A 25,190-nucleotide genomic window follows, 5' to 3' on the forward strand; every position below is an offset into this window, starting at 1 on the left:
GCCGGTGTGCTAGGCGTTGCTCAGCAGCTCCTGGGCCGCGCCCACCACCTCGATGAACCGCTCCAGGTCCGGCTCGTCCTCCGTCGGCTGGAGGGCAACGGTGCTCGCGCCCGCCTTGCCGTACCGCTGCACGCCGTCGGCGAGCGCCTCCGCGTCGCCCCACAGGGCGTAGGAGCCGAGGCCGTCGTCGTCGGCCACGTCCATGCCCCAGGCGGTGAGCTCGGCGCGCAGGCGCGTGGTCGCGTCGGGGCCGGTCGCGGCGGACACGTTCTGGATGACCGGGAACGGTGCGGCGGCGTCGTGGCCGGCGGCGGCCCGGCCCTCGGCGATCCGCTCGAGCACGCCCGGCAGCCCGGCCAGACCGACGGACCCCTCGAGGACCACGCCGTCGCCGATCTCGCCGGCGAGGCGCAGCGACTTCGGTCCGGTGGCCGCCACCGGAACCGGGACGGGCCGGGTGGGCGGCCAGTCGAGCGCGACGTCGTCGAGGGACACGTACCGGCCAGACGTCGTGACCCGCTCACCGGCGAGCAGCGCACGCAGCGCCGTCGAGTACTCCCGCATGAGGGTCAGGGGCGATGCGGCCTTGGCGCCGACCTGCGCCATCCACGACTGCACGCCGTGCCCGATGCCGGGGATGAGCCGGCCCGGGAACATCCCCTCGACCGTCGCCACCTCCATCGCGGTGAGCGCCACGTTCCGCAGGGGCGTCGGCATGACGCCGATTCCGACGCGGACGTGGTCGGTGGCGGACAGGATCGCGCTGGCAGCGGAGATGCCACCGGTCTGGAAGCAGTCCTCCCACAGCCAGATCTCCTTGATGCCCGCCGACTCGACAGCGCGCGCGAGCGGGATGATGCGAGACGGCAGGGTCGAGGGGCGGATGATGCACGCCAGTGTGGTCATGGACTCACGCTGTCATGGAGCGGGCCGTCAGATCCAGCCCTTACGTGCGGCGTGCCAGCCGAGCTGGATGCGGGTCGAGACGCCGGCGACGCCCATCAGCACCTTGACGCGCCGCTGCACGGTGCGAAGGGAGAGACCGAGCTGGTTGGCCACCGACTGGTCGGTGAGACCGGCAAGCATCAGGGCGAGGATCCGGCTGTCCTCCTCGTCGAGCTCCGAGGTCTCGGCGCGTTCGCCCGGCGGAGCGAAGGGCGTAGCGTCCCGCCACACGCTCTCGAACAGGGCGATCAGGGCGTCCAGCAGCCCGGACGGATGGATGATCAGTGCGCCCACCAGGTCGGGGGCGAGGTCGGAACCTTCGGTGCCCGCCTCGACGACGGTCTGGATCGGTACGAACGCGAGCCGGCGGTCGATGATGAACAGCTTGATCGGCACCCGCTCCGAGAAGCGGACGTCCTCGCCGTTCTCGATGGCCTCGGCGACGTCGTCCACCCGCAGCGCCCCGGTGTCGAGGAAGACGCGGTCGATCACCACCCGGTACCGCACGCCGCGGGCGACCGCCTGGTCCTCGGCGGTGTTCTCGTCGGCGGGCATCACGAACACCGGTGGCTTGGTGAACGATTCGACGGTCTCGCGTGCGCCGAGCTGGAGCTGGATGATGCGGTGCTTCACGGCGTCGGCCCCGCGCACGACGTCGACGACGTCGGTGGCCGGCCGCAGCGCGGACGAGCGCCGGAACTCTTCCTCGAGCTCGATCAGCTCTACCTGCGCGGCGCGGATCTCGTCCTTGCGCCGGGCGAGCAGCGCGCCCAGCGCGATCTCGGGCGGCGCGGCCTGGAAGCGGGAGTCGTCGGCGCTCTGCCGGGTCGCCAGGCCGTGGCTCTCCAGCGCGCGGAGCACGTCCAGCGCGTCGCCGGGGTCGCAGTCGAGCCTGCGCCCCAGCTCCGCCGCGTCGAGGGACGGAGAAGCCACGAGGTCGCGGTACGCGAGGGACTGCGACTTCGTCAGGCCGAGCACGTCGCCGAGCATGGGATCCTCCGCCGGATGAAGTTCGCAGGGCCCTGGCGAGGATACGGGATACCCTCCGGCACGTGAGCACCGAGGACGTGAGCTTTCCCGCCGACGGCGAGTCGGTCGCCGGCCGCTGGTTCCTGCCGGACGGCGACCCGGTCGGCGTCGTGGCGATCGCGCCGGCGATGGCCATGCCCATGCGGTTCTACCGGCATCTCGCGGCCTGGCTCGCGGAACGCGGCTTCGCGGTGCTGACCTTCTCGTACCGCGGTTCGGAGCCCGAACTCTACGGCCCGATGCGGGACTCGTCGGCGACCGCCCTGGACTGGTACCACGACGCGGAGCTGGCGGCCGGGCACGCCCGCGCCCGGGCGGACGCCGCCGGCGTCCCGTTCACCTGGGTGGGCCACTCGTTCGGCGGCCAGAGCCTGGGCTTCCTGTCCGACGTCGGCGTGGACAGCTGCGTCATGGTCGCCTCGGGGACTGGCTGGCGGGGCAAGGCGGTGCCGATGATCAAGCGCTGGTCGCCGCTCCTGTGGCGCGCCATAGCGCCCGTCGCGATCGCCGCGGTCGGCTACTACCCCGGCCGCCGACTCCGGATCCTCGACGACCTGCCGGCCGGCGTCATGCGCCAGTGGGGTCGCTGGTGCCTGCACCGGGACTACCTGTTCAGCGAGCACCCCGAGCTGCGGGACCGTTTCGCGAAGGTGCAGACGCCGGTCACCGCCCTCTGGACCGCCGACGACGAGCTCATCTCCCCGGAGTCGATCCGGTACTGGAGCAAGGAGTTCCCGAACGCGCCGATCGAGTTCGTCGAGCTGCGCGCCGCCGACCACGGCCTGAGCCGGATCGGGCACTCGGGCTTCTTCCGTCCGAAGCGCGCGATCCTCTGGGAAGAGGTGCTGCTGCCGCGTCTACCCAGCGATTCGGCCCGAGAACAGTAAGTGGTTCGGGCCAGATCGCTGGGTAGACGGACGAGGTCAGAGGGGGGTGACGGTGCCTCGGAAGTGGCGGGTGTTCTTGCCCGAACGCCAGCCTTCGTAGACGAAGCCCTGTCCGTTGGTCGAGCCCGTCGAGGCCTCGGCCGTGTATCGGATCGACACGTCCACCGTGCTCGGGAGCAGGACCGGCTTGAAGAACTCGACGGTCCACTCGTACGTCTCGCCCCGGCGCGCCGGCCCCACCTCGGCCAGCGCCCGTGCGGCGGTGTACATCCCGTGCGCGATCGCCCGGGGGAACCCGAACGCCTTGGCGCCCAGGCCGGAGGTGTGGATCGGGTTCTGGTCGCCCGACACCGCGCCGTACGCCCGGCCCGTGCCGGCGCCGAGCTTCCAGCGTGCGGTCGGCAGGGGCGCCGGCCACTCCTCGCGCGGCGCATCGGCCTCGGGTGCGTCGCCGTCAGAGGCCGTGAAGCCCTTGGCGAGGTACGTCGACACGCTCTGGTAGGCGAGCTCGCCGCCGACCAGCACCTCGGCGACCAGGTCCACCTGGACGCCGCGGCGGTGCGCCCGGGCGTCCTGCGCCCAGGCCCGCACCGTCAGCGCGTCGCCGAGCCGCACCGGCCGGAGCACCCGCGCGGTGTTGCGCAGGTGCACCATGCCGAGCAGCGGCAGCGGGAAGTCCCCACGCACCATGACGGCGGTCGCCAGCGGGAACGCGAGCACGTGCAGGAACCCGGCAGGCAGCACCTCGGACGACGGCTCACCGAGCAGCCGCTGGTACGCCGCGAGGTGCGCCGCCTCGCCCGCGGTGTCGACGTCTGCCACCTGATAGGCCAGCCTGGGCAGCTCGACAGCGCCCTTCGGGCGTTTGCTCGCGGAGCCGGCGAGGCCCTTGGCGAACAGGCCGCCCAGCCTCGGCAGCTGGGCCAGCTCTGTCACGTCGTACGACGCCGGTGCTCCCGGCACTGTCAGCTCTGTCATTTGCCCAGCATGGACTGGCCGCAGACGCGCAGCACCTGTCCGTTCACACCGCGGGCAACCGGCGACGACAGGAAGGCGATGGCCTCGGCGACGTCGATCGGCAGGCCGCCCTGCTGGAGCGACGGGATGATGCGCCGGCCCACCTCGCGCGTCGCGAACGGGATCGACCGGGTCATCTCCGTCTCGATGAAGCCCGGCGCCACGGCGTTGGCCGTGCCGCCCAGCTCCGCCACGAGCGGCGCGGTGGCGGCCGTGTGGCCGATCACGCCGGACTTCGAGTACGCGTAGTTGGTCTGGCCCTTGTTGCCCGCGATGCCCGACGTCGAGGCGAGCGACACGATGCGCAGCCCCTCGACCCCTGCGGCCAGCAGCTGCTCGTTGATCCGCAGCTGCGAGGCGAGGTTCACCGCGATGACGGCGTCCCACTGGGCGGGCTTCATGTTCGCGAGCAGCTTGTCGCGCAGGATGCCCGCGTTGTGCACCAGGATGTCGAGGCCGCCGAGGTGCCGGGTCGCCTCCAGGATCTTCGTGCCCGCATCGGCGGCGGTCACGTCGAGCTGCACGGCGGTGCCCTTGATCTCGTTCGCGACGGCGGCCAGCGACTCACCGGCGGCCGGCACGTCCACGACCACTACCTTGGCGCCGTCCCGGGCCAGGGTGCGCGCGATAGCCGCCCCGATCCCGCGTGCGGCACCCGTGACGACGGCAACCTTGCCGGCCAGCGGCTGCTGCCAGTCGACGTCGTCGAGCGCGTCCGCCGGACCGACGGGCAGTACCTGACCGTCGACGTACGCCGACTTGGCGGACAGGAAGAAGCGGAGCGTGCCGAGCGCGGAGGTCGAGTCGGCGGCGGCGCCACCGGTGAGCTGCACACCGTTCGCGGTGGCGCCGGCGCGCAGCTCCTTGCCCACCGAACGCGTGAAGCCCTCGAAGCCGGCCCTGGTCGCGGCGACGGCCGGCGAGTCGCCGGCCGTCGGCGCGCGGGAGACGACTACTACCCGGCCGTTGCCGGCGAGCCTGCGAAGCGTGCCGCCGAGGGTGAGCACCGCCTCCGAGACGGACTCAGGGGACTCGGCGGCCGTGCCGACCAGCACGACGCCACCCCAGCGGACGTCGTCGGCGCCCTCGGTGGAGCGACGCACGTCGACCTCCCACGACCCGAGGGCCTTGGCGATCGCGTCGGCGTCGCCGGCCGAGGCGCCGTCCGACACGACGAGCACCGGACCCACGGTGAGGGGGGCGTCGGCGGCGTAGCGGCGCAGGATCGCCGGGCGGGGGAGGCCCAGCTTCTTGGCGACGGTCTTGGTGAAGCCGCGGTTCACGGCCACTGTGTACTTGTCTGACGGGGCGGACTGGACAGCCACGAAATTCCTTCCGGTTCTGGGGAGAGGCTCAGACGGACTCGACGACGGCGACGGCGCCGAGGCCACCCGCCGCGCAGACCGAGATGAGCGCGCGTGCCGGACGGCCGGTCTCGGCAGCCTTGGCGGCCACCAGCTTCGCGGCGGTGGCGATGATGCGTCCGCCGGTCGCGGCGAACGGGTGGCCCGCCGCGAGCGAGGAGCCGTTCACGTTGAGCTTGCTGCGGTCGATCTTGCCGAGCGCGCCGTCGAGACCGAGCTCGGTGCGGCAGTACTCCTCGTCCTCCCACGCGGCGAGCGTGGTCAGCACCGTAGAGGCGAACGCCTCGTGGATCTCGAAGAAGTCGATGTCCTCGAGGGTCAGGCCGTTGCGGGCCAGCAGGCGCGGCACGGCGGCGGCCGGCGCCATGAGGAGCCCCTCGTGGCCGTGCACGAAGTCGACGGCGGCCGTCTCGGCGTCCACGAACTTCGCGAGGATCGGGAGGTCGCGCTCCTCCGCCCACTCGCGCGAGGAGAACAGGACGGCGGAGGCGCCGTCGGTCAGCGGCGTGGAGTTGCCGGCCGTCATGCTCGCCGGCTCGCCGAGCTTGGTGCCGAAGACCGGCTTGAGCTTCGCGAGCTTCTCGAGGGACGTGTCGGGACGCAGGTTGTCGTCGCGGGTCAGGCCCTTGTACGGGGTGACCAGGTCGTCGAAGAAGCCGGACTCCCAGGCGCGGGCGAGGTTCTGGTGCGAGTTGAACGCGATCTCGTCCTGCGCCTCGCGCGAGACGCCCCACTTGGCGGTGGTGATCGCCTGGTGCTCGCCCATGGAGAGGTGCGTACGCGGCTCGCCGGTACCGGGGGTGGCCGGGGCCAGGTCCTTGGGGCGGACCTTGAGCAGCGCCTTGATCTTCGCGCTGGTCGTCTTGGCGTGGTTCGCGTCGAGGAGCGCGGCCCGCAGGCGGTCGCTGACGACGATCGGCGCGTCCGACACGGTGTCCGTGCCGCCGGCGATCGCGGACTCGATCTGGCCCAGCTTGATCTTGTTGGTCACCGCGATGGCGGCCTCGAGACCGGTGGCGCACGCCTGCTGTACGTCGTAGGCGGGCGTCGTGGGCGACAGCGAGGAGCCCAGCACCGACTCGCGGATCAGGTTGAAGTTCTTGCTGTGCTTGAGGACGGCGCCACCGGCGACCTCGCCCAGGCGCTCGCCCTGCAGGCCGAACCGGGCGACGAGGCCCTCGAGCGCTGCGGTGAACATGTCCTGGTTGCTGGTCCGGACGTACTTCTTGCCGGCGCGGGAGAACGGGATGCGGTTGCCGCCGATGATCACGGCTTCACGCGTGGACGGGACGGGGGAGGGGGTAGTGGACACGTCGCTGTTCCTTCTCACTTCGTCGTCGGGCAAGTGGCTTCGTAGATCGAGCCTCGTCGAGGCCGGGACAGGCCGCTACCCGGTTCGCACCCGGGGTGGTGCCCAGGACTCACAGTACCTGATACTCTCAGTCTCGTGAGACGAATCACAAGACCTCTAGCGAGTCACGGTGGGGAGGCGGACCGATGAGCATCGGAGTCGACGGTCGTTCGACCCGCTGGGACGACCACCGCACGGCACGCCGGGCAGAGCTCGTCCGGGCCGCGCGCAAGGCTGTGCACCGCCTCGGGCCCGCGGTCTCGATGGACGAGATCGCCGCCGCGGCGGGTACGTCGAAGTCAATCGTCTACCGGTACTTCGACGACAAGGCGGGCCTGCGGCTCGCCGTCGCCGAGACCGTGGTGATGCAGATGCACGACGCGCTGCGCGCCGCGGCGCAGCGCGCGGACAACCCCGAGATGGCGCTGCGCGAGATGGTACGGGTCTACCTCGAGATGATCGAGAGCTCGCCCAACGTCTACTGGTTCGTCACCCGCACCGCGATCGGCGGCAACGAGCCGGCACCGGTCGAGAGCGGACGTCGTGGCCGCCGCGCCACGGCAGCCGAGGAGGCGGCGGACGCCGCCGTCCCGAGCACGCCGGTCGACCTGCACCCGCTGGGCGCCTACCTCGACTCCGTGATCGAGCTCGTCGCCGAGCCGTTCGCGCGGGCCACCGACGTCCCCCAGGCCGATGCGGCCGCCTGGGCGGCCGGCGCCGTGGGCTTCGTGCGGGGCTCCGGCGAGTGGTGGCTCGGCCACCGCAACGTCGAGTCGAGCCCGCTGACCCGGGAAGAGCTCACCGAGCGCGTGACGCTCTGGCTCTGGACCGGCCCAGTAGGCGTGCTGCACCAGAACCGCCCCGGTTCCGCACCCGCCACTGCCTGACCCGCCCGACCCCGAACACTCTTCGACCCACCCTCCCGAGACCCAGTACCTGGCCTGCCGGCCGAAATACCGAGGAGAACCCGATGACGACCACCTCCGAGTCCGTGACGACCCCCACGGCCAGCGAGGCCGCAGCGCCCGCACCCGCGGCGCCCCGGCCGGCGTCGGGCGCCCGCGTGGACGTGCCCGCCCTGGAGCAGATGCTGCTCGGCCGCTGGGCCGAGGAGCGTGCCGAGGCTCGTCACATGGTTGCCACGCACCCAGAGCTCTGGAAGCGGGAGGGGATCACCAAGGAGGAGCACCGGGAGATCGCCCTCGCGCAGATGAAGCAGATGGTGCCCTACGGCCACGTCCTGCGGGCTTTCCCGGAGCGCCTCGGTGGCCGCGCGCAGGCGGGTGCCAACCTCGTGGGGTTCGAGGAGCTGGTCGCCGCCGACCCGTCGCTGCAGATCAAGGCGGGCGTGCAGTGGGGTCTGTTCGGCTCCGCCATCCTGCACCTCGGTACCGAGGAGCAGCAGGACCGGCTGCTTCCCGGAGCGATGGACCTGAGCGTGCCCGGCGCGTTCGCGATGACGGAGACCGGTCACGGCTCCGACGTCGCCTCGATCGGCACGACCGCCACGTACGACCCCGAGACCGAGGAGTTCGTGCTCAACACCCCGTTCCGCGGGGCGTGGAAGCAGTACCTCGGCAACGCGGCGAAGCACGGCGTCGCTGCGACGGTGTTCGCCCAGCTGATCACCAACGGCGTCGACCACGGTGTGCACTGCTTCTACGTACCGATCCGCGACCCGCGGACCATGGAGTTCCTGCCGGGCGTCGGTGGCGAGGACGACGGTCAGAAGGGTGGCCTCAACGGCATCGACAACGGCAAGCTGCACTTCACGAACGTGCGCGTGCCGCGGCTGGACCTGCTCGCCCGCTACGGCCAGGTGGCCCCTGACGGCACCTACACGTCCACCATCGACAGCCCCGGCCGCCGGTTCTTCACCATGCTGGGCGCCCTGGTGCAGGGCCGTGTCTCGCTCGACGGCGCGGCGATCTCCGCGGCGAAGATCGGTCTGGCGATCGCCACGAAGTACGCCGACCAGCGGCGCCAGTTCTCGCCGTCCGCGGGCGCCGACGAGCTGACGCTGCTCGACTACGCCACGCACCGTCGCCGTCTCTTCCCGCGTATCGCCGAGGCGTACGCCATGCACTTCGCGCACGACGAGCTGCTCGACATGTTCGACGCCGTGTTCTCCGGCCGCGAGGACACCCCCGCCATGCGCGAGGACCTCGAGACAACGGCCGCCGCGCTCAAGGCGACCTCCACCTGGTACTCGCTGGACACGCTGCAGGAGTGCCGCGAGGCCTGCGGCGGCGCCGGCTTCCTCTCGGAGAACCGCTTCACCAGCCTGCGTGCCGACCTCGACATCTACACCACCTTCGAGGGCGACAACCACGTGCTGCTGCAGCTCGCGGCCAAGCGCCTCGTGGGCGACCACGGCAAGCGGATGGCCGAGGCGGCGAAGTCGCCGGGCGGCATGGCGAGCATCGTCGCCGGGCAGGCCAAGGACGCGGTGCTGCACAAGCTCCCGCTGAAGCGGCTCGGCCAGACCGTTGCCGACGGCGGCCGTGCACGCTCCGCGGGCCGCCTGCTGGACGCGGAGGTGCAGCGCGAGCTGATCGCCGGACGCTTCGAGGGCATGGTCGCCTCGACCGCGATGGGCATGCGCCCCGCGCTCAAGGCCGACTCGATCCGCGCGCAGGAGATCTTCGACGACAACCAGGTGAGCCTCATCGGGTCCGCCGCCGCGTGGGCAGAGCTGGTGCGCTGGGACGCGTTCACGAAGGCGATCGGCAAGGTGTCCGACGCCGGCACCCGCAAGGTCCTCACCCTGCTCCGCGACATCTACGGGCTCACGACCATCGAGCGTCACCTCGACTGGCACCTGACCAACGGCCGCCTCTCGACGGGCCGCGCGAAGGCAGTGACGTCGACGATCGACCGGATGCTCAAGGAGCTCCGTCCGCACGTGCTCGACGTCATCGACGCCTGGGGCTTCACGCAGGAGCACCTCCGCGCCCCGATCGCCGACGGCTCCGAGAAGGTCCGCCAGGACGAGGCGGCCGCCTACTACCGCACGCTGCGCGCGAGCGGCACGGCACCGGTCAGCGAGAAGGAGCTGCGCAAGCGCGAGGCGAAGAGCGCCTGACGGCGGTACGGCCGCAGCAGGCGAGGGGTCCCGACGGGCTCGACCACCGGTGGTCGGGCCCGTCGAGACCCCTCGTCATGTTCCGGGCAGGGTTATGCGGCGTCGGGGACCGCGGCCACGACGGGCACCGGGAGCTGCTGCACGGGAACCTGGACGGGCTCGCTCGTGGACTCCTCGTCGTCGTCGGCCGCGCGCGCCAGCGGCCCGCCGAGCGTCACCGGGGCGCCCGGGTCCGTCGCCGGCTCGGGTGTCGCCCGCACGGCGAAAAAGGTGCCCGCCAGCCCGAGGAGGGCGGCGAGCACGGCGAGCGGTACGAGCTGGTACGCGACGGTGAATCCGAGCAGTGCGCCGCAACCTACCGCGACGGCTGATCCACGGACTAGTACACGGGTCATCAGGAGCCTCCCTGCCAAGGTATCTCCGAGGAGCAAATGCCTGACCCCAGGGGAATCTCGTGGTTCGCTGGGCGCCTGCGGACGGCGGTCGACGCCTGGTGCGCACGACCACATGAGCTGGGGTCCGGCTGAGCTGGGGCTCATCAGATATGGCGAGCCTGCCTCGCCTTCGTTTCCAGGAAACCTCAAGGTGAGCGCCTTCGCACGTCGAACCGCGGCCCCGAAGGTCACGAACAGGTCACGGCGTGGAGTGCCCGGGCTGGTGGCCCGTCTAGCTCACACGGGGTTGCACTGGGCGGTGGCGGTGAGGATCAGTCCGACGTCGGGCCGCCATGGCTCGAGGTTCCACGTGGACTTGTCGGGCGCGCCCACCGCGTGGCACACGAGCTGGTCGCCCATCGTCGAGGTGTCCGCTTCCGGCTCGGCGGCCACCAGCTGGGTGCGGATCAGGTCCAGTCCGGCCTGGCCGGCGTACCGCGCCCAGTCCGTCGGGTCGACGGCGAGCGAGCGTCCGCCCTCGCTCTCACCCCAGGTCGCGCTCTCGATCGCCTGTGCGCCGACGATGAACGTGACGGGCAGCGGCTCGGCCCGGTCCGTGGGTACCGGGGGCGCCGACCCCTGGAGCGGCTGGGGCTGCTCGACCTCCACGACTGCGTGGGTGGCGTCGACCTCGGTGACCTCGATGCGCGGCGCGTCGTCCTCGGTGCCCGACGGCGGTGCGGGCGGGCCGATCGCCGCGACGGGGTCACCTCCGTCGTCCAGCACGGTGATGCTGCCGTCCGTGTCGACGTCGAACGAGCCGGGGGAGGCGAGCGCGAGGCGTGCGGAGCCCCCCGGGGCGAGCGTGAGCGTGACCGTCCGGGTGCCGGGTCCGTCCTCGTCCGTCCGTACGTCGGCGGCTTTCCGGGTGACGATCTGGAGGACCACGTCGTCCAGGGTGACCGTGCTGGTGCGCTGCTTGGGCCGACTGCTGGTGGGAGTCTGCGATTTTCCGGGTGGCTGCGCCGAACGTGCCGCGGTGGGTGTCGGCTCTGCGTCCGCTGCCCGCGCGCCCTCGGTCCGTTCGGCCAGGCCGCACCCGCTCAGGGCGAGGAGCGCGGCCAGTGCGGCGCACGCCGCGAGGGGCGACTGGGCGGCTCGTCGGATCGGCACCACCCCATTGTGTGGGCAATCGACAGTGTGCGGGTGATCGACACGGGTCGGCGCGCTGGGTGGCGCGCGTCGCCGTCAGCCCCTATCTTTAGAACATGCGTTCGAACAAGGTGCTGGTGACTCGTGGTCCCGCCGATGTGCCGGGCCAGTCTCCGCGTGGTGCTGCCGCACCGCGCGAGTCAGGGTTCGCGAGCGGTTTCGCGGATCTTACGGAGGCGGTCGACGCCGTGGCCGCGGTCGACGCGCTCCTTGCGTCGCTCGCGGCCTCACGGGCAGTGCTCATGGAATCGGTCCGGGAGTGGGTGGCCGACCAGCCCGAGCTGTTCGACGCTCCCGAGGCCGAAGCGGAGGAGCCGGACGGGCTGGCACCCGAGCTCGTCGAGCGGCTGGCCAGGGTCCTGCGGATGCCGGAGAGCTCGGCGGTCGCGCTCATCGAGGAGTCCCGTGCGCTGGTGCACGAGCATCCCCGCACGCTCGCCGCACTGCGCGGCGGGCATATCACCCACGCCCATGCGCAGACCATCCTCGGCTACACGGACGGGCTGGGGCGGACCAACCGGGTGGCGCTGGAGACCCGCCTGCTGAAGCACGCGCGCAGCACCACCCCGGGCGAGCTGAGCCTTGTCGCACGGGTCGAGCGCGAGCGTCGGCTACGTCCGGAACGGCCGACGGCGGCACCGGTGGTACGTCAGGCGGCGGCCGTCCGGCGGCAGCGGCTCAGCGCTTCCCCCACAGGTCGTCCCACGCGGTGAACGCGTCGTCGGTCCGTGGCGCCTGCTGCGGGCTGCCACCGGCCGCCACGGCCGGTGATTGGCTGTCCCACGTGGGGCCGGCCCGCGTGGGGCTGCCCCAGCCGGGGCTGTTCCAGGTCGGGGCGGCCTGGCCGCGGTGATCCTGGCTACCGCCGCCCTGGTCGTCGCTGTACGGGAGCCAGTCCTGAGGTGCGTCGGAGCCGCCGGCCCACTGATCGCCCGGTCCCGTTCCGTACTGCTCGGCAGCGGGGTATGCGGTGGGGTACGAGGGGTCGTACTCCGCCGCGTACCCGTCGAGCGGCGTCGCGGGCTCGGGAGCCTGGCTCGGCTCCGGCCACTGCTGCGCCGTCTCGGTCTGCCCCGACCAGGCGGCGGACCCGCTCTGTCCCGACCAGGACGGCGTGGGCGGGGAAAGGACCGGTGCCGGCTGTTCCGGCTCGGCAGGTGCCGCATATCTCTTGGCCTTGTACGGCCGGGTGCCGTCGGTCCGGGTGTCGGCGCTCTGTCCGGGCGCGGCGACCGCGGCGAAGGTGGTGGTGGCGAGGTACTGCTCGAACGGGACGGCGAAGGTCTCGTCCTCGGACCACGCGCCGTCCCAGGCCGCGGTGGCCCGGGACGCGCCGGCGCGGCGGCCGTCATCGGGCATCGGGGGGAGGCGGATCTCGCCCGAGCTGTGCAGCAGCTGGTCGTGCATCTGCCCGACCCAGTTGACCGCCAGCTCGAAACGCATGGCACTGAGCCCGTTCACGCCGAGCTCACCGCCGACGGCCGGGTGCGGGTTGAAGGCGTAGACGTCCTCCTCGCCGAGGTGGATGCCGCGGCTCCGGGCGTCGCGGACCAGGTCGTCCATGAGATAGGTGGCGCGGCCCTCTGCCGACTCGAGCTCGGCATACATGGTGACGGCCGAGGCCCAGCGGAGCTCGAGCGTGCCCTCGACCGTGTCCAGGAACCACCATCCGTCCAGCGACTCGAGGAAGATGTCGCCGAAACAGGTCGCGAAGCGCGGGGTCTGCTCGCGAAGCCCCAACCACTGCCATGAGGAAAGCCCGAACTCGAAGGAAACCTTCGGAAAAGTTCGAAGCAGCTTCATGTCCGAATGAAACCACTGTCGGGTAAACGCCGGGAACCCCCCGATGACATCTTTGTTACGCGATTACTCAATAGCGGTGCGGCGGCGCCGTGGCAGCGGTGCGGGCTCACGCGAGTCCCGACTGATAGGCGAACACGACGAGCTGGGCGCGGTCGCGCGCGGAGAGCTTGATCATCGCGCGCGACACGTGCGTCCGCGCGGTCGCCGGGCTCAGGACGAGGTGCTCGGCGATCTCGTGGTTGTTCATCCCCTGGGCCACGAGGCAGACCACCTCGTGCTCGCGATCGGTCAGGTCCCCGATCCGGGGGTGCGGCACGAGCGCGCGCGGCGATGCGGCGGTGAACTCCCTGATCAGCGTGCGTGTGGCCGACGGCGCCAGCAGCGCGCCGCCGTCGTGCACCGTGCGGATCGCGGTGACGAGGTCCGCCGGCGGGGTGTTCTTCAGGAGGAAGCCGCTGGCCCCCGCCCGCAGGCCGTCGACCACGTACTGGTCGTGCTCGAACGTCGTGAGCACCACTACGCGCGTCGCGGTCAGGGCGGGATCCTCGGCGATCCGCCGGGTCGCCTCGATGCCGTCGATGCCGGGCATCCGGATGTCCATGAGCACGACGTCGGGCCGCAGGCGACGGGCCTCCGCGACGGCGGCTATGCCGTCGGCGGCCTCACCGGCGACCGTGACGTCCGCCTCCCCGGAGATCAGGGCGCGCAGGCCCATCCGCACCAGGTCCTGGTCGTCCACGAGCAGCACGGAGATCATGCGACACCTCCGGCGGGCAGTACCGCCCGCACCTCGAAGTACTCGTCGGCGGGGCCGGCGTCGAGCCGTCCGCCCAGGGACTCGACCCGATGCCGCATCCCGGTGATGCCGAAACCGGCGACGAAGCCGCCGTCGGCGCCGCGCGGGTCACGGACGCGCACGTTGCGGACGCGCAGCCGGACCAGGTCCGGCTCGTAACCCACCTCGACGCGCGCCGCCGCCCCGGCGCCGTGCTTGACCACGTTGGTCAGCGACTCCTGGAGCACGCGGTAGGCGGCGAGGTCCACGGCGTCGGGCAGCGGCCGGGACGTGCCGCCGACCGTGAGGTCGACAGCGACGCCCGCCGAACGCACCCGCTGCGCCAGCACCGCCAGGTTGGCGAGCCCGGCCGTCGGAGCACGCTCGGGGCCCGCGCCGGGCGCGGTACCGGGGCGGATCTCCGCAAGCGTGGTGCGCAGCTCGGTCAGCGCCTCGTTCGCCGCCTTCGAGATGGCCTCCAGCGCGGTCGTTGCGTCCTCCGGCCGGCCCAGATGGAGCGCGATGTCCGCCTGCATCTGGATGGCGGCCAGCCCGTGCCCGACGACGTCGTGCACCTCGTGCGCGAGCTGCAGCCGTTCGTCGTCGCGCGCCTGCTGCTCCGCCGCGTCCCGTTCGGCGGACCGGGCCTCGTGCCACATCCGCCGGGCCACGCCGATGCTGAACGGAACCGCCACGATGGCGCTCGCCGGTATCAGCCCGGTCGGCAGGGGGAGCGCGCCCGGATGCGTGAAGACATGCAGCAGGAGGAGGGCCAGCGTCGCAGTGCCCCACAGGAGAGCGGCGCGGAGCGGACGCCGTCGGGCCACGGAGTAGACCGCGACCACCACGCACACCATCACCGGGCCGTACGGGTAGTCGAGGAGCAGGTAGGTGACCGTCGCGAGGGTGACCACGCCGAGCGTCACCACCGGCCAGCGGGTGCGGAACAGCGTCCCCACCGCCGCGGTGACCGCCAGCGTGTACGCGAGCGCATCGACCGGGGGCACCCCGGCCGGCGCCTCCAGGAACGGCAACGACACCAGCGTGAGCGCCGTCAGCGCGGCAGTCACTCCTCCGTCCACGAGACGCGGCTTCCCCATGTTCCTCACCTCCCGCCCCACTGTGTCCGACGGCGGACCGGACGTCACCCCCTGCGCGCCGTACACCGCTGTACGTCCGGGAGCGTAGACGGGCCGCCGCTCCCACGTCGGACGGCGCAGCGCGAGTGCCGCCCCACGGCCGATCCCGTGCGGTGCCCTGGCCGGGAGGCTGAGACGCAGGGGCGCCGCCCGGCGCCAGAGGAGGGACAGGATCATGAGTCTCAGGGGAGCCGCCATCGCCGGCCTCGTCGTCGCGACGATCGGCATCTACGTCGTGCGGGCCGGCGGGGCGCCGGTGCCGATCGTGCCGCCGGCCGTCGTGCTGATGGTCGTCGCAGCAGTACTGCTCGCCGCGTTCCGCACCCGGACCTGGCCGGCGGTCGTCGCAGTGGTCGTGGCGGTCGCCGAGGCCGCAGGCGTGCTCCTGACCGGGAGTCTCGGCAACCTCGGCTTCGCCGAGCCGCTGCTCGGTGCGGGTACCGCGCTTCGGGTCATCGGCGTCCTGGTCGTGCTCCTGACGGGGACGCTGCTGGTGGTACGGCCGGTTCGGCCGGATCCCGCGCCCCGCACGGGGAAGGTGGCGTCATGAGGCTGGCGCCGCGCGCACGCAAGGCCGTGCTCACCGTGCACCTCGTGGCCGCCGGGGCGTGGATCGGCATCGACGTGCTGGTGGCCGTGCTCGTCGGAGTAGGGCTGGGCGGCGGCTCGGACGCCGTCCGAGGGCTCGCCCTGCGGGCCCTCGCCGAGTTCGTGGTGACCCCGATGCTGGTCTCGGCACTGGTCTGCCTCGGCTCGGGCGTGCTGCTCGGTCTCGCGACCAAGTGGGGTCTGGTGCGCTACTGGTGGGTCGCGGTCAAGCTGGTCCTGAACGTGCTGCTGTGCGTCCTGATCGTCGTGGCGCTGCAGCCGGGCATGGCGGATGTCGGTGCCGCCGGCGTCGCGCTGGAGGCCGGCCGGCTCCCGGCGTCCGACATCTCGTTCCTCGTATACCCGCCCGCGGTGTCGCTCACCATGCTCGCGGTCGCGACCCTGCTCTCCGTGTACAAGCCGGGTGCGGCGGCGCTCGCAGGACCCGCCCCGCAACGCCTCCAGGGACGCCGCACCGGGTATGCGGCGGACACTGTCAGAGGCGCGGCCTACCTTTGTCGCATGAGCGACGAGGGACAGGCGATCGAGGCGCGGACCGGCGAGGTGCGGGCCGGCGAGCGGCGGCCCATCGAGGTGCGAAACGCCGTGCCGGCGGAGTACGAGGCGGTCGGCAAGATCGTCGCGGAGGCGTTCTTCGCGGACGGACAGCTCGACGCCCCCGGCTCCGAGTTCTACGCCGACGTCCTGCGCGACGTCGCGAGCCGGGCGGACGCCGCAGAGATCATCGTGGCGCTGGACGACGGCGTGGTGGTCGGCGGCGTGACGTTCGTGCCGCACGGCGGTCCCATGGCCGACATCGCCCGGGACGGCGAGGCAGAGGTCCGCATGCTGGGTGTCGCGCCGGACGCCCAGGGCAGGGGAGCCGGAACCGCGCTGATGCGCGAGTGCATGGCGCGGTCCGCGGGGACGCGCCGGATCGTCCTGTCCACCCAGCCCGTCGCGCGCGGCTCGCACCGGCTCTACGAGCGGCTCGGGTTCGTGCGCGAGCCCAGCCGGGACTGGGCGCCCGTGCCGGGCGTGGACCTGCTCGTCTACGTGCTGGAGCTGTAGCTACGTGCCGGGGCTGTAGCGCCGTCGGCTAGGCCACCGCAGCAGCCCCGACGTGATCGCCACGCCCAGCAGGAGGAGCAGGCCGCCCCCCGCCTCGGCGAGGTTCGGCACCTCGCCCTGCACGAACCAGGCGGCCGTCATCCCGACGACCGGTACCAGCATGGTGAAGGGCACCACCGCGCTCGCCCGGTGGCGGTCCAGCAGCGTGTTCCAGATGCCGTAGCCGACCAGGCTCGCGAGCCACGCGGTGTAGAGCGTGGACAGCACGGCGGGCCACGTGGGGTGCGTGAGGGAGTGGCCGACGGCGGCCGGCCCGTCCAGCACCAGGGCGAGGGCGAACATCGGCACCGGCACCACGAGCGCCGACCACACCGTCATCGACAGGCCGGCCAGCGGGCTCTGCCTGCCGCCCGCCGCCTGCGTCGCCGTGCCCAGCCGCCGCACGATCACGTTGCCGGTCGCCCACGACGCCGCGGCCGCGATGGCGAGCAGGAACGCGAGCGCAGGCGTCGCCGCCGACCGGCCGACACCGACGATCACCAGGCCCACCGCGCCGAGCAGGACGCCGACGAGCTGCGGTGTCGTGGGGCGTTCGCGGAGCGCGACGCTCGCGAACAGGACGGTGAGAACCACCTGTGCCTGGAGCACGAGCGAGGCCAGGCCGGGCGGCAGGTCGAGCGACATCGCGGTGTACAGGAGAGCGAACTGGCCGAGGCTGAGGAACAGCCCGACCACCAGCACGTCCTTCCACGAGGCCGCAGGGCGGGGCACCAGAAAGATCGCCGGGATCAGCACCACGACGAAGCGGATCGCGACGAACAGCACGGGCGGTACGTCGTCGAGCCGAAGTCGATGGCGAGGAAGTTGACGCCCCAGATGATCATGACGAGCACGGCGAGGAGCGAGTGGCGCAGGGGCATACGGCCATCGTCGATCGGAGCAACCCTGCACGTCCATCGCATATCACTGGCTGACTGTTCAGCAGGACTGAAGGGTCGGTGAGCGGCCCCGGCTACGTAGTTTCACCATCTTGTCCCATCCACCGGGTGAAAAGTAACGTCGCCCCACCATGCCGGTGCGATCGGCCGCATGCCCGTCCCGCCCGTGTGCGGCGGACGGAAACACATCTTCGCGAAGGAGCGTCCGATGCGTAGCACGAGACACCGCACCATCCGCACCACGGCCACGGCCGCCGCTGTCCTGACGCTCGTCCTGTCGGCGTCGCTGGTGGCCTCCGCGGCTGCGCCCAAGGCGCCCGACGCCGGTTCGGCGCCGGCGTCCGCCGCCGCTCCCGCCGCTCCCGCCGCCGTCGGCGCGCTGAGCTGGTCCGACGAGTTCGACGGCGCCGCGGGCAGCGCCCCGAACGCCGCGAACTGGAACCTGGAGACGGGCGCGGGTGGCTGGGGCAACAACGAGCTGCAGAACTACACCAGCTCTCGTGAGAACTCCGCGCTGGACGGCAACGGGAACCTCGTCATCACCGCACGCCGGGACGGTAACGGCGGTTACACCTCGGCCCGGCTGACCACACAGGGCAAGGTGCAGCCGAAGTTCGGACACCTCGAGGCCCGGATCAAGATCCCGCGCGGCCAGGGCATCTGGCCGGCGTTCTGGATGCTCGGTGGCCAGATCGGCAACGGCGTCCCGTGGCCCAACTCGGGCGAGATCGACATCATGGAGAACGTCGGCTACGAGCCCCACATGGTGCACGGCACCCTGCACGGGCCCGGCTACTCCGGCGGCGCGGGCATCGGCGCGGCGTACACGCACCCGCAGGGCTGGTCCTTCGCCGACGACTTCCACACCTTCGCGATCGACTGGGCGCCCGGCCGGATCACCTGGTCGGTGGACAGCACCGTGTACCAGACCCGCACCACCGCCGACACGGGCGGCAACCAGTGGGTCTTCGACCAGCCGTTCTTCTTCCTGCTGAACGTCGCGGTGGGCGGCAACTGGCCCGGCTACCCCGACGGGACCACGCAGTTCCCGCAGCAGATGGTGGTCGACTACGTCCGCGTCCACGACTCCCAGCTCTGACCGCACCGGCCGCGACCGCCTCGGTGCGCGACCCGTCGTAGACTGGCGGGGCGCTCCGGCGCCCAGAAACCTACCCCGCACGCGAGGAACTACATGACCGCGCCCGCGTCCCAGGCACCCTCCCGCACGACTCCCGCCGTCCCGAGACTGGACACGGTGGAGACCGCCGCGGCCACCCCTGATGAGGTGCAGCCCTACGGAGAGCTCGGCCTCAAGGAGGACGAGTACCAGCGCATCAAGGACATCCTGGGCCGCCGCCCCACAGCGGCCGAGCTCGCGATGTACTCGGTGATGTGGAGCGAACACTGCTCCTACAAGTCGTCGAAGGTGCACCTGAGCAAGTTCGGCGAGAAGGTGACCGACGAGATGAAGGAGCACCTCCTCGTCGGCATCGGTGAGAACGCAGGCGTCGTCGACATCGGCGACGGCTGGGCAGTCACCTTCAAGGTCGAGTCGCACAACCACCCGTCGTTCGTGGAGCCCTACCAGGGCGCCGCGACCGGTGTGGGCGGTATCGTCCGCGACATCATCTCGATGGGTGCGCGCCCCGTGGCGATCATGGACCAGCTGCGGTTCGGCGACGTCGACCACCCCGACACCGCGCGCGTCGTCCACGGCGTCGTCTCGGGCGTGGGCGGCTACGGCAACTCCCTCGGCCTGCCGAACATCGGCGGCGAGCTCGTCTTCGACGGCTCCTACCAGGGCAACCCGCTGGTCAACGCGCTCTGCCTCGGCGTGCTGCGGCACGAGGACATCCACCTCGCCAACGCCACCGGCCTCGGCAACAAGGTGGTGCTGTTCGGCGCCCGCACGGGCGGCGACGGCATCGGCGGCGCCTCGATCCTCGCGTCCGAGACGTTCGAGGACGGCGTTCCCGCCAAGCGTCCGAGCGTGCAGGTGGGCGACCCCTTCATGGAGAAGGTGCTCATCGAGTGCTGCCTGGAGCTGTTCGCGGCCAAGGTCGTCGAGGGTATCCAGGACCTCGGCGCCGCCGGCATCTCCTGCGCCACCTCGGAGCTCGCCTCCAACGGTGACGGCGGCATGCACGTCGAGCTCGACGACGTCCTCCTGCGCGACCCCACGCTGAACGCCGGCGAGATCCTCATGTCGGAGTCGCAGGAGCGCATGATGGCCGTCGTCCGGCCGGACCAGCTCGACGCGTTCCTCGCGATCACCGGCAAGTGGGACGTCGAGACCGCCGTCATCGGCGAGGTCAACGACTCCGGCCGCCTCACTATCGACCACCACGGCCAGCGGATCGTGGACGTCGACCCGAAGACCGTGGCGCACGAGGGGCCCGTGTACCACCGGCCCTACGCGCGTCCGGAGTGGCAGGACGCGCTCCAGGCCGACTCGACGGCGGCGGCGGGCCTCGCCCGTCCGGCGTCGGGCGAGGAGCTGCGGGAGACCGCGCTGACGCTGCTGGCTTCGCCCAACCTCGCCTCCAAGGCGTGGGTGACCAACCAGTACGACCGGTTCGTCCAGGGCAACACTGCGCTCGCCCAGCCCGACGACAGCGGCGTCATCCGTGTCGACGAGACCACCGGGCTTGGTGTCGCGCTCGCGACCGACGCCAACGGCCGCTACGGCAAGCTCGACCCGCGTACGGGCGCCGCGCTGGCCCTCGCGGAGGCGTACCGCAACGTCGCCACGTCGGGCGCCGAGCCGCTCGCCGTGACGGACTGCCTCAACTTCGGCTCGCCGGAGCACCCCGACTCCATGTGGCAGCTCGTCGAGGCGATCGAGGGCCTCGCCGACGCCTGCCAGGAGCTCGGTGTCCCGGTGACCGGTGGCAACGTCTCGCTCTACAACGGCACGGGCGAGCCCGGCCAGATCGACTCGTCGATCCACCCCACTCCCGTGGTGGGCGTGCTGGGCGTGCTCGACGACGTCAGCACGGCGCTCTCGTCCGGCTGGCGGACCGAGGGGCTGTCGCTCCTCCTGCTCGGCACCACGCGGGACGAGCTCGACGGCTCGGCGTGGGCCGACGTCGTCCACTCGCACCTCGGTGGCCTGCCGCCGCGCGTGGACCTGGCGGCCGAGAAGGCGCTGGCCTCCGCGCTCGTGGAGGCGCGGAAGACCGGCCTCGCCGCCGCCGCGCACGACCTGTCCGAGGGCGGCCTGGTCCAGGCGCTGCTCGAGGCGTCGCTGCGCTTCGGCGTCGGCGCGTCGGTCGCGCTCGAGGGTGTGACCGGCCGCGACAAGGTTGACCCGTTCGTGGCGCTGTTCGCCGAGTCGACGGGGCGTGTGATCCTCGCGGTCGACCCCGAGCACGAGGGCGAGCTGACGCACCTCGCCGAGGACGCCGGCGTGCCGGTGCTCCGCCTCGGCACCACCGGCGGCGACGCCGTGGTGATCGAGGGGCAGTTCGAGATCCCGCTGGCCGAGGCCCGCGAGGCGTTCGAGGGGACGCTGCCGAGGATCTTCGGCTGAGCCGAAGCGGAACCGCAGGCTCGGCCGATATGAGTAGCGGCTGAGCGCCTGAGTACCAGGTCTCGACAGGCTCGGCCCACGGTGGTCGAGCCTGTCGAGACCGGTTTGCCGGTATGGTCCGGGAGTGCGATTTGTCCATGGCTTCATCTCGTCAGTGCTCTGGATCATCGCGATCCCCCTGCTCCTCATAGCCATCGCGCGGCTCCTGCCGTTCGACGGCGTGGTCCCGCTGCCGCACCTCGTGGCGTTCACGCCGTGGGCGACGCTGGCGACGCTGCCGTTGCTGATCGTCGCGCTCTTCGCCCGGCGCAAGGTGCTGGCGGTGCTGCTCGCGGCCGCGCTGGCCGGCTACGTGTACTGGCTGGCGCCCTTCTTCGTGTCGCCGAGCACGTCGTCGCCGGCCGACCCTGCCAACTCCGGCACGCTCCGGGTCATGACGGTCAACGTCCTGTACGGGCAGGCCGACGCCGAGAGCGTCGTCGGCCTCGTGAGGTCCCAGCACGTCGAGGTGCTCTCGGTCCAGGAGCTGACGCCCGCCTTCGAGGAGGCGCTGACGGACGCAGGCCTCGACGAGCTGCTGCCGCACAGCTTCACGGTGCCCGCCGAGAGCGCCGCGGGGAGCGGCCTCTGGTCCGCCACGCCGCTGAGCGAGGAGGAAGAGCTGCCCGGCACGAGCTTCGCCATGCCGTCGGCGCTCGTCGGCGTGGGCGGCACCGACGTTCGCGTCACGGTGGTGCATCCGCACCCGCCGATGCCCACGGACATCACCGCCTGGCGTACCGAGCTGGTCCAGCTCACCGAGCACGTCCACGCGGACGACGCACCGCAGATCCTGGCCGGCGACTTCAACGCCACGTACGACCACGCCGGGTTCCGTGACCTGCTCGGCTCGCGCTTCTCCGACGCCACACGTGAGTGGGGTGCAGGACCCACCGTGACCTGGCCGGAGGGCAGGCAGGTGCCCCCGCTGTTCGCCCTGGACCACGTGGTGGTGGAGCGGGACATGCCGGTCTCCGACGTCGTCACCATGCAGGTGCCGGGCACCGACCATCGGGCGGTCCTGGCCACCGTCGTCGTCGAGTAGCACGGCCGCCCGCGCGGCGGACCGCACGGCCGACAACACAGCGACACCGCGCGGCGAGCGCGGAATCAGCCTATGTTCGCAGATGTGCCGACTCGTCAGATGCGCCTCGCGCCCGCCGCCCCCGACGACGTGAGCAGTGCCCTCGCGGCGCTCCGCGCCGAGGTCGGCCTGCCCGCGATGTTCCCGCAGGACGTTCTCGAGGAGGCTCGGGCCGCAGCCGACCGGGAGCTCTCCGTCGGCCGGAACGACCGCCGCGACATCGAGTTCGTGACCATCGACCCGCCCGGTTCCAAGGACCTGGACCAGGCGGTGCACGTGGAGCAGTCGGGCGAGGGCTACGTGGTGCACTACGCGATCGCGGACCTGGGCGCCTTCGTGACACCCGGCGGCGCGCTCGACATGGAGGTGCGCAAGCGGGGCATGACCGTCTACGGTCCGGACGCCCGGACACCGCTGCACCCGAAGATCCTGTCGGAGGGCGCGGCGAGCCTCCTGCCCGAGGAGGACCGCCCGGCGGTGCTCTGGACGGTCACGCTGGACGCGCGCGGCATCATCACCGGCGCCTCGCTGGAGCGGGTGCTGGTGCGCAGCCGGGAACGGCTCACGTACGCGGAGGTCCAGTCGGCCCTCGACGCGGGCACGGCGAGCGAGTCCCTGCAGCTGCTGGCCGACGTCGGGCGCCTGCGCCAGTCGCTGGAGGCCGCGCGCGGCGGCGTCTCGCTGGAGGTGCCCGAGCAGGAGGTGGAGCGGCGGGAGGACGGCACGTACACGCTCTCGTTCCGCCGCAACCTGCCGGTCGAGGAGTGGAACGCGCAGATCTCCCTGCTCACGGGCATCGCGGCGGCCCATCTCATGCGCGAGGCGGGCGTCGGCATCCTGCGCACGCTTCCCGAGGCCGACCCCCGCGACGTGGCCCGCCTGCACCGCACGGCCCGCGCGCTCGGGATCGACTGGGCGGACAACGTCCCGTACTCGCGCCTCGTCCCGACGCTCGTCTCGCGGGTCCCGGAGCACGCGGCGTTCCTCAACGAGGCGACGACCCTGTTCCGTGGTGCCGGCTACGTCGCATTCGGCATGCCAGGGCCCGACGGCGCCCCCGTCCCGACGCCCGAGAACACGCGCCACGCCGCCATCGCGGCCGACTACGCGCACGTCACCGCGCCGTTGCGTCGCCTGGTGGACCGTTACGCGACGGAGGTCTGCCTCGCGATCTCTGCCGGTACCGCCGTCCCGCGGTGGGTGCTCGACGCACTGCCGCACCTGCCCGCCGTGATGGCCGAGACCGGCCGGCGGACCGCGTCGTTCGAGCGTGAGTGCGTGGACATCGTCGAGGCATCCCTCCTCGCCGACCGGCTCGGCGAGGAGTTCGACGGCGTGGTGGTCGACGTCGAGGACGACACCAAGGACATGCAGCGCGGTCTGGTGGTGCTGCGCGACCCCGCCGTGCGCGCGCGGGTGACGGGTCCGCGGCTCCCGCTGGGCGACGAGGTGCGGGTCAAGCTCGCCGAGGCGGACGTGTCCGAGCGCCGGGTGACGTTCACGCTGCTCGGCGACGGCGCGGTCGCCGATCCGGGAACCAGTACCGGGACCGCAGCGGGCAGGGCCGACACGTGGGACGGCGGCGGACGGCGCTCCACCACCGGCCCGCGCTCGGCCGCCGGTGTGGCACGACGTGCGGCGGATCCCGCGGCCTTCTCGGTCCCCGTGGCCGACGGCCCGGTGCCCGCCCACGGGAGAGTCCTCCGGTCCACCGTCGAGCCCGCGTTCGCGACCAGCCCCGAGCCGGCTCCGCAGCCGAGCCCGAGCCCCGGGCCACGTCCGACTCCCCGGCCCCGACCGGTCCCGCAGCATCCCCAGCCGACCCCGCAGCCGCGGCCGGACGGCGAGGAGGCGGCGGCTCCGCGGCACCCGGGTCACGGCATCACCTACCCGCCCATGCGGCGGCCCGTGCGCCCTCAGGTCCGCGACGAGATGCCGCTGTCCGAGCCCTGGCCACGGCACGCAGGGTCGCCCCGGCGCCTCGCGGCTCCGTCGCAGCCCGTACCCGCGGTACGCGGGGACGCGTTCCCGGACGCCGGGCGCGTGGCGGACTACCCGTCGGTGGCCTCGCTCGAGCTGCCGATGGTCGTTGCGGCGGACCTGCTCGCCGTCGAGGGCCCTGGCTCGGACGTCTACCGCTACTGACACCTGCTGACACCGCGGTCCGTGATACTGGCTCCATGAAGCATGCAGCGCCCGCTGCCGCCCCGATGCGGCTCGGCGACCTCCTGGCGGTGCGGTAGTGCCCCCGCGGCGCCGGACGGACCCGGCGGCCGGGCGTACCGCCGTTGCCGCATGGGCACGGGGTGAGGCGGACCGGCGTGATGTGACGACCGCCGTCCGGTTCACGCTGGAGGAGCTGGCCGACACCGCTCCCGGAAACTCCGTGGAGGTGCGCGTGCCGCCCGCCGGCGCGGTGCAGGCCGTGGCCGGGCCACGGCACACGCGCGGCACGCCGCCCAACGTGGTCGAGACCGATCCTGTCACCTGGCTCGGCCTGGCTACCGGCTCCGTGACCTGGGCGGACGCCGTCATGGACGGCCGCGTGCACGCATCGGGCGAGCGCTCCGACATCTCCGACCTGCTGCCGCTGACGGTCGGGCGCCGTGCCGTGTCCGGGGTGGGCGGAGAGCCGGAGTCCCCGGTCGCTCCGGGGTGAACCGGGGCGCGCGTGCTCACGGATGTCGGTGACACCCGCTAGCCTCGGCGTCGATCTCGTGTATCTGTTGCGGCAGGGTTCACCCGGTGCGGGGACACCAGTTTTCCCCGCGGGTGTCCAGCCGTAACCGCTGGTTCACGAGGCAGTGATTGGTTTGGTGGCACTCGTGCCGGACCGCCCGCGCAACTGATGCGCGCCCGGCCACGGCGATGCCGCCGAACAAGACGTCCAGCAGCAGTGCACTCCCAGCCCGGCCTTCGGTCGGCTATTGCAGAAGGAGTCAGCGTGAGACCCACCA

Annotated in this window: 23 protein-coding genes; 11 read left to right on the plus strand and 12 right to left on the minus strand. The window is 72.1% G+C overall.

Going from position 1 to position 25,190, the window contains the following annotated elements:
• Positions 1 to 9: 9 nt before the first annotated feature.
• Both AB0F70_RS05800 and AB0F70_RS05805 read right to left on the minus strand, forming a co-directional pair.
• Entirely contained in the window at positions 10 to 906 is an 897-nt protein-coding gene (locus AB0F70_RS05800) for an LLM class flavin-dependent oxidoreductase (protein ID WP_357444526.1), read from the minus strand.
• Positions 907 to 933: 27 nt separating this feature from the next.
• Positions 934 to 1,935 carry a helix-turn-helix domain-containing protein gene (locus AB0F70_RS05805; protein ID WP_357444529.1) on the minus strand — a complete coding sequence of 334 codons (1,002 nt, stop codon included), beginning with the start codon at positions 1,933 to 1,935 and terminating at the stop codon, positions 934 to 936.
• A 62-nt stretch (positions 1,936 to 1,997) separates the two neighbouring features.
• Here AB0F70_RS05805 and AB0F70_RS05810 point away from each other — a divergent pair, with 62 nt between their 5' ends.
• Positions 1,998 to 2,861: an alpha/beta hydrolase gene (locus tag AB0F70_RS05810; protein WP_357444532.1), complete on the plus strand. Its 864-nt coding sequence runs from the start codon at positions 1,998 to 2,000 to the stop codon at positions 2,859 to 2,861.
• A 36-nt stretch (positions 2,862 to 2,897) separates the two neighbouring features.
• Here AB0F70_RS05810 and AB0F70_RS05815 read toward each other — a convergent pair whose 3' ends face one another.
• From AB0F70_RS05815 to AB0F70_RS05825, 3 genes are read right to left on the minus strand one after another with little or no spacing between them, the layout of a single operon-like run.
• Positions 2,898 to 3,839, minus strand: coding sequence for a MaoC/PaaZ C-terminal domain-containing protein (locus AB0F70_RS05815; RefSeq protein WP_357444535.1), 942 nt, complete (start codon positions 3,837 to 3,839; stop codon positions 2,898 to 2,900).
• On the minus strand, positions 3,836 to 5,203 hold the full coding sequence (locus AB0F70_RS05820; RefSeq protein WP_357444538.1) for a 3-oxoacyl-ACP reductase: 1,368 nt from the start codon (positions 5,201 to 5,203) through the stop codon (positions 3,836 to 3,838). Before AB0F70_RS05820 ends, AB0F70_RS05815 begins: the two co-directional genes overlap by 4 nt.
• A 28-nt stretch (positions 5,204 to 5,231) precedes the next feature.
• On the minus strand, positions 5,232 to 6,554 hold the full coding sequence (locus AB0F70_RS05825; RefSeq protein WP_357444541.1) for an acetyl-CoA C-acetyltransferase: 1,323 nt from the start codon (positions 6,552 to 6,554) through the stop codon (positions 5,232 to 5,234).
• 185 nt (positions 6,555 to 6,739) lie between these two features.
• Here AB0F70_RS05825 and AB0F70_RS05830 point away from each other — a divergent pair, with 185 nt between their 5' ends.
• On the plus strand, positions 6,740 to 7,480 hold the full coding sequence (locus AB0F70_RS05830) for a TetR/AcrR family transcriptional regulator (RefSeq protein ID WP_357444544.1): 741 nt from the start codon (positions 6,740 to 6,742) through the stop codon (positions 7,478 to 7,480).
• Positions 7,481 to 7,563: 83 nt separating this feature from the next.
• Positions 7,564 to 9,678, plus strand: a complete 2,115-nt coding sequence (locus tag AB0F70_RS05835; protein WP_357444547.1) for an acyl-CoA dehydrogenase — start codon at positions 7,564 to 7,566, stop codon at positions 9,676 to 9,678.
• A 92-nt stretch (positions 9,679 to 9,770) separates the two neighbouring features.
• On the opposite strand, the gene AB0F70_RS05840 is transcribed toward AB0F70_RS05835, so the two are convergent.
• Together AB0F70_RS05840 and AB0F70_RS05845 are read right to left on the minus strand one after the other, a co-directional pair.
• Positions 9,771 to 10,073: a hypothetical protein gene (locus AB0F70_RS05840; RefSeq protein WP_357444550.1), complete on the minus strand. Its 303-nt coding sequence runs from the start codon at positions 10,071 to 10,073 to the stop codon at positions 9,771 to 9,773.
• A 276-nt stretch (positions 10,074 to 10,349) separates the two neighbouring features.
• Positions 10,350 to 11,225, minus strand: coding sequence for a DUF2599 domain-containing protein (locus AB0F70_RS05845; RefSeq protein WP_357444553.1), 876 nt, complete (start codon positions 11,223 to 11,225; stop codon positions 10,350 to 10,352).
• Positions 11,226 to 11,320: 95 nt separating this feature from the next.
• On the opposite strand from AB0F70_RS05845, the gene AB0F70_RS05850 reads away from it, so the two are divergent.
• Positions 11,321 to 11,977 carry a hypothetical protein gene (locus tag AB0F70_RS05850; RefSeq protein ID WP_357444556.1) on the plus strand — a complete coding sequence of 219 codons (657 nt, stop codon included), beginning with the start codon at positions 11,321 to 11,323 and terminating at the stop codon, positions 11,975 to 11,977.
• Here AB0F70_RS05850 and AB0F70_RS05855 read toward each other — a convergent pair.
• From AB0F70_RS05855 to AB0F70_RS05865, 3 genes are all read right to left on the minus strand, one after another.
• Positions 11,943 to 13,067: a hypothetical protein gene (locus AB0F70_RS05855; RefSeq protein ID WP_357444559.1), complete on the minus strand. Its 1,125-nt coding sequence runs from the start codon at positions 13,065 to 13,067 to the stop codon at positions 11,943 to 11,945. The genes AB0F70_RS05850 and AB0F70_RS05855 overlap by 35 nt on opposite strands.
• Before the next feature lie 106 nt (positions 13,068 to 13,173).
• Positions 13,174 to 13,824 (minus strand): response regulator transcription factor, encoded by a 651-nt coding sequence (locus AB0F70_RS05860; RefSeq protein WP_357444562.1) that lies wholly within the window; start codon positions 13,822 to 13,824, stop codon positions 13,174 to 13,176.
• Positions 13,821 to 15,158, minus strand: a complete 1,338-nt coding sequence (locus AB0F70_RS05865) for a histidine kinase (RefSeq protein ID WP_357444565.1) — start codon at positions 15,156 to 15,158, stop codon at positions 13,821 to 13,823. Before AB0F70_RS05865 ends, AB0F70_RS05860 begins: the two co-directional genes overlap by 4 nt.
• On the opposite strand from AB0F70_RS05865, the gene AB0F70_RS05870 reads away from it, so the two are divergent.
• Together AB0F70_RS05870 and AB0F70_RS05875 are read left to right on the plus strand one after the other, a co-directional pair.
• Positions 15,157 to 15,531 (plus strand): hypothetical protein, encoded by a 375-nt coding sequence (locus AB0F70_RS05870; RefSeq protein ID WP_357444568.1) that lies wholly within the window; start codon positions 15,157 to 15,159, stop codon positions 15,529 to 15,531. The genes AB0F70_RS05865 and AB0F70_RS05870 overlap by 2 nt on opposite strands.
• Positions 15,528 to 16,640 carry a GNAT family N-acetyltransferase gene (locus AB0F70_RS05875; protein WP_357444571.1) on the plus strand — a complete coding sequence of 371 codons (1,113 nt, stop codon included), beginning with the start codon at positions 15,528 to 15,530 and terminating at the stop codon, positions 16,638 to 16,640. The genes AB0F70_RS05870 and AB0F70_RS05875 overlap by 4 nt, the downstream gene beginning before the upstream one ends.
• Here AB0F70_RS05875 and AB0F70_RS05880 read toward each other — a convergent pair whose 3' ends face one another.
• A complete protein-coding gene (locus AB0F70_RS05880) occupies positions 16,641 to 17,465 on the minus strand; it encodes an EamA family transporter (protein ID WP_357444574.1) in 825 nt (274 codons plus the stop codon).
• The gene (locus AB0F70_RS05885) at positions 17,429 to 17,560 is read right to left on the minus strand and encodes a hypothetical protein (RefSeq protein ID WP_357444577.1); all 132 of its coding nucleotides are present in this window, start codon (positions 17,558 to 17,560) and stop codon (positions 17,429 to 17,431) included. Before AB0F70_RS05885 ends, AB0F70_RS05880 begins: the two co-directional genes overlap by 37 nt.
• Before the next feature lie 226 nt (positions 17,561 to 17,786).
• Here AB0F70_RS05885 and AB0F70_RS05890 point away from each other — a divergent pair, with 226 nt between their 5' ends.
• From AB0F70_RS05890 to AB0F70_RS05910, 5 genes are all read left to right on the plus strand, one after another.
• Positions 17,787 to 18,677, plus strand: a complete 891-nt coding sequence (locus AB0F70_RS05890) for a glycoside hydrolase family 16 protein (RefSeq protein ID WP_357444580.1) — start codon at positions 17,787 to 17,789, stop codon at positions 18,675 to 18,677.
• A gap of 93 nt (positions 18,678 to 18,770) precedes the next feature.
• Positions 18,771 to 21,110, plus strand: a complete 2,340-nt coding sequence (gene purL / locus AB0F70_RS05895) for a phosphoribosylformylglycinamidine synthase subunit PurL (RefSeq protein ID WP_357444583.1) — start codon at positions 18,771 to 18,773, stop codon at positions 21,108 to 21,110.
• A 124-nt stretch (positions 21,111 to 21,234) separates the two neighbouring features.
• Positions 21,235 to 22,194 carry an endonuclease/exonuclease/phosphatase family protein gene (locus AB0F70_RS05900; RefSeq protein WP_357444586.1) on the plus strand — a complete coding sequence of 320 codons (960 nt, stop codon included), beginning with the start codon at positions 21,235 to 21,237 and terminating at the stop codon, positions 22,192 to 22,194.
• An 84-nt stretch (positions 22,195 to 22,278) separates the two neighbouring features.
• Entirely contained in the window at positions 22,279 to 24,378 is a 2,100-nt protein-coding gene (locus AB0F70_RS05905) for an RNB domain-containing ribonuclease (protein ID WP_357444589.1), read from the plus strand.
• Positions 24,379 to 24,475: 97 nt separating this feature from the next.
• Positions 24,476 to 24,892, plus strand: coding sequence for a sterol carrier family protein (locus tag AB0F70_RS05910; protein ID WP_357444592.1), 417 nt, complete (start codon positions 24,476 to 24,478; stop codon positions 24,890 to 24,892).
• Positions 24,893 to 25,190 lie beyond the last annotated feature (298 nt).

It is taken from the genome of Promicromonospora sp. NPDC023805, from assembly GCF_040639635.1.
Taxonomy (GTDB): Bacteria; Actinomycetota; Actinomycetes; order Actinomycetales; family Cellulomonadaceae; genus Promicromonospora.

Excerpts from the sequence above, each read along its gene's own strand:
- AB0F70_RS05800 (WP_357444526.1), bottom strand. The coding sequence starts at position 906 with ATGACCACACTGGCGTGCATCATCCGCCCCTCGACCCTGCCGTCTCGC.
- AB0F70_RS05805 (WP_357444529.1), bottom strand. The coding sequence starts at position 1,935 with ATGCTCGGCGACGTGCTCGGCCTGACGAAGTCGCAGTCCCTCGCGTAC.
- AB0F70_RS05815 (WP_357444535.1), bottom strand. The coding sequence starts at position 3,839 with ATGACAGAGCTGACAGTGCCGGGAGCACCGGCGTCGTACGACGTGACA.
- AB0F70_RS05830 (WP_357444544.1), top strand. The coding sequence starts at position 6,740 with ATGAGCATCGGAGTCGACGGTCGTTCGACCCGCTGGGACGACCACCGC.
- AB0F70_RS05835 (WP_357444547.1), top strand. The coding sequence starts at position 7,564 with ATGACGACCACCTCCGAGTCCGTGACGACCCCCACGGCCAGCGAGGCC.
- AB0F70_RS05840 (WP_357444550.1), bottom strand. The coding sequence starts at position 10,073 with ATGACCCGTGTACTAGTCCGTGGATCAGCCGTCGCGGTAGGTTGCGGC.
- AB0F70_RS05850 (WP_357444556.1), top strand. The coding sequence starts at position 11,321 with ATGCGTTCGAACAAGGTGCTGGTGACTCGTGGTCCCGCCGATGTGCCG.
- AB0F70_RS05855 (WP_357444559.1), bottom strand. The coding sequence starts at position 13,067 with ATGAAGCTGCTTCGAACTTTTCCGAAGGTTTCCTTCGAGTTCGGGCTT.
- AB0F70_RS05860 (WP_357444562.1), bottom strand. The coding sequence starts at position 13,824 with ATGATCTCCGTGCTGCTCGTGGACGACCAGGACCTGGTGCGGATGGGC.
- AB0F70_RS05870 (WP_357444568.1), top strand. The coding sequence starts at position 15,157 with ATGAGTCTCAGGGGAGCCGCCATCGCCGGCCTCGTCGTCGCGACGATC.
- AB0F70_RS05865 (WP_357444565.1), bottom strand. The coding sequence starts at position 15,158 with ATGATCCTGTCCCTCCTCTGGCGCCGGGCGGCGCCCCTGCGTCTCAGC.
- AB0F70_RS05875 (WP_357444571.1), top strand. The coding sequence starts at position 15,528 with ATGAGGCTGGCGCCGCGCGCACGCAAGGCCGTGCTCACCGTGCACCTC.
- AB0F70_RS05885 (WP_357444577.1), bottom strand. The coding sequence starts at position 17,560 with ATGCCCCTGCGCCACTCGCTCCTCGCCGTGCTCGTCATGATCATCTGG.
- AB0F70_RS05890 (WP_357444580.1), top strand. The coding sequence starts at position 17,787 with ATGCGTAGCACGAGACACCGCACCATCCGCACCACGGCCACGGCCGCC.
- purL (WP_357444583.1), top strand. The coding sequence starts at position 18,771 with ATGACCGCGCCCGCGTCCCAGGCACCCTCCCGCACGACTCCCGCCGTC.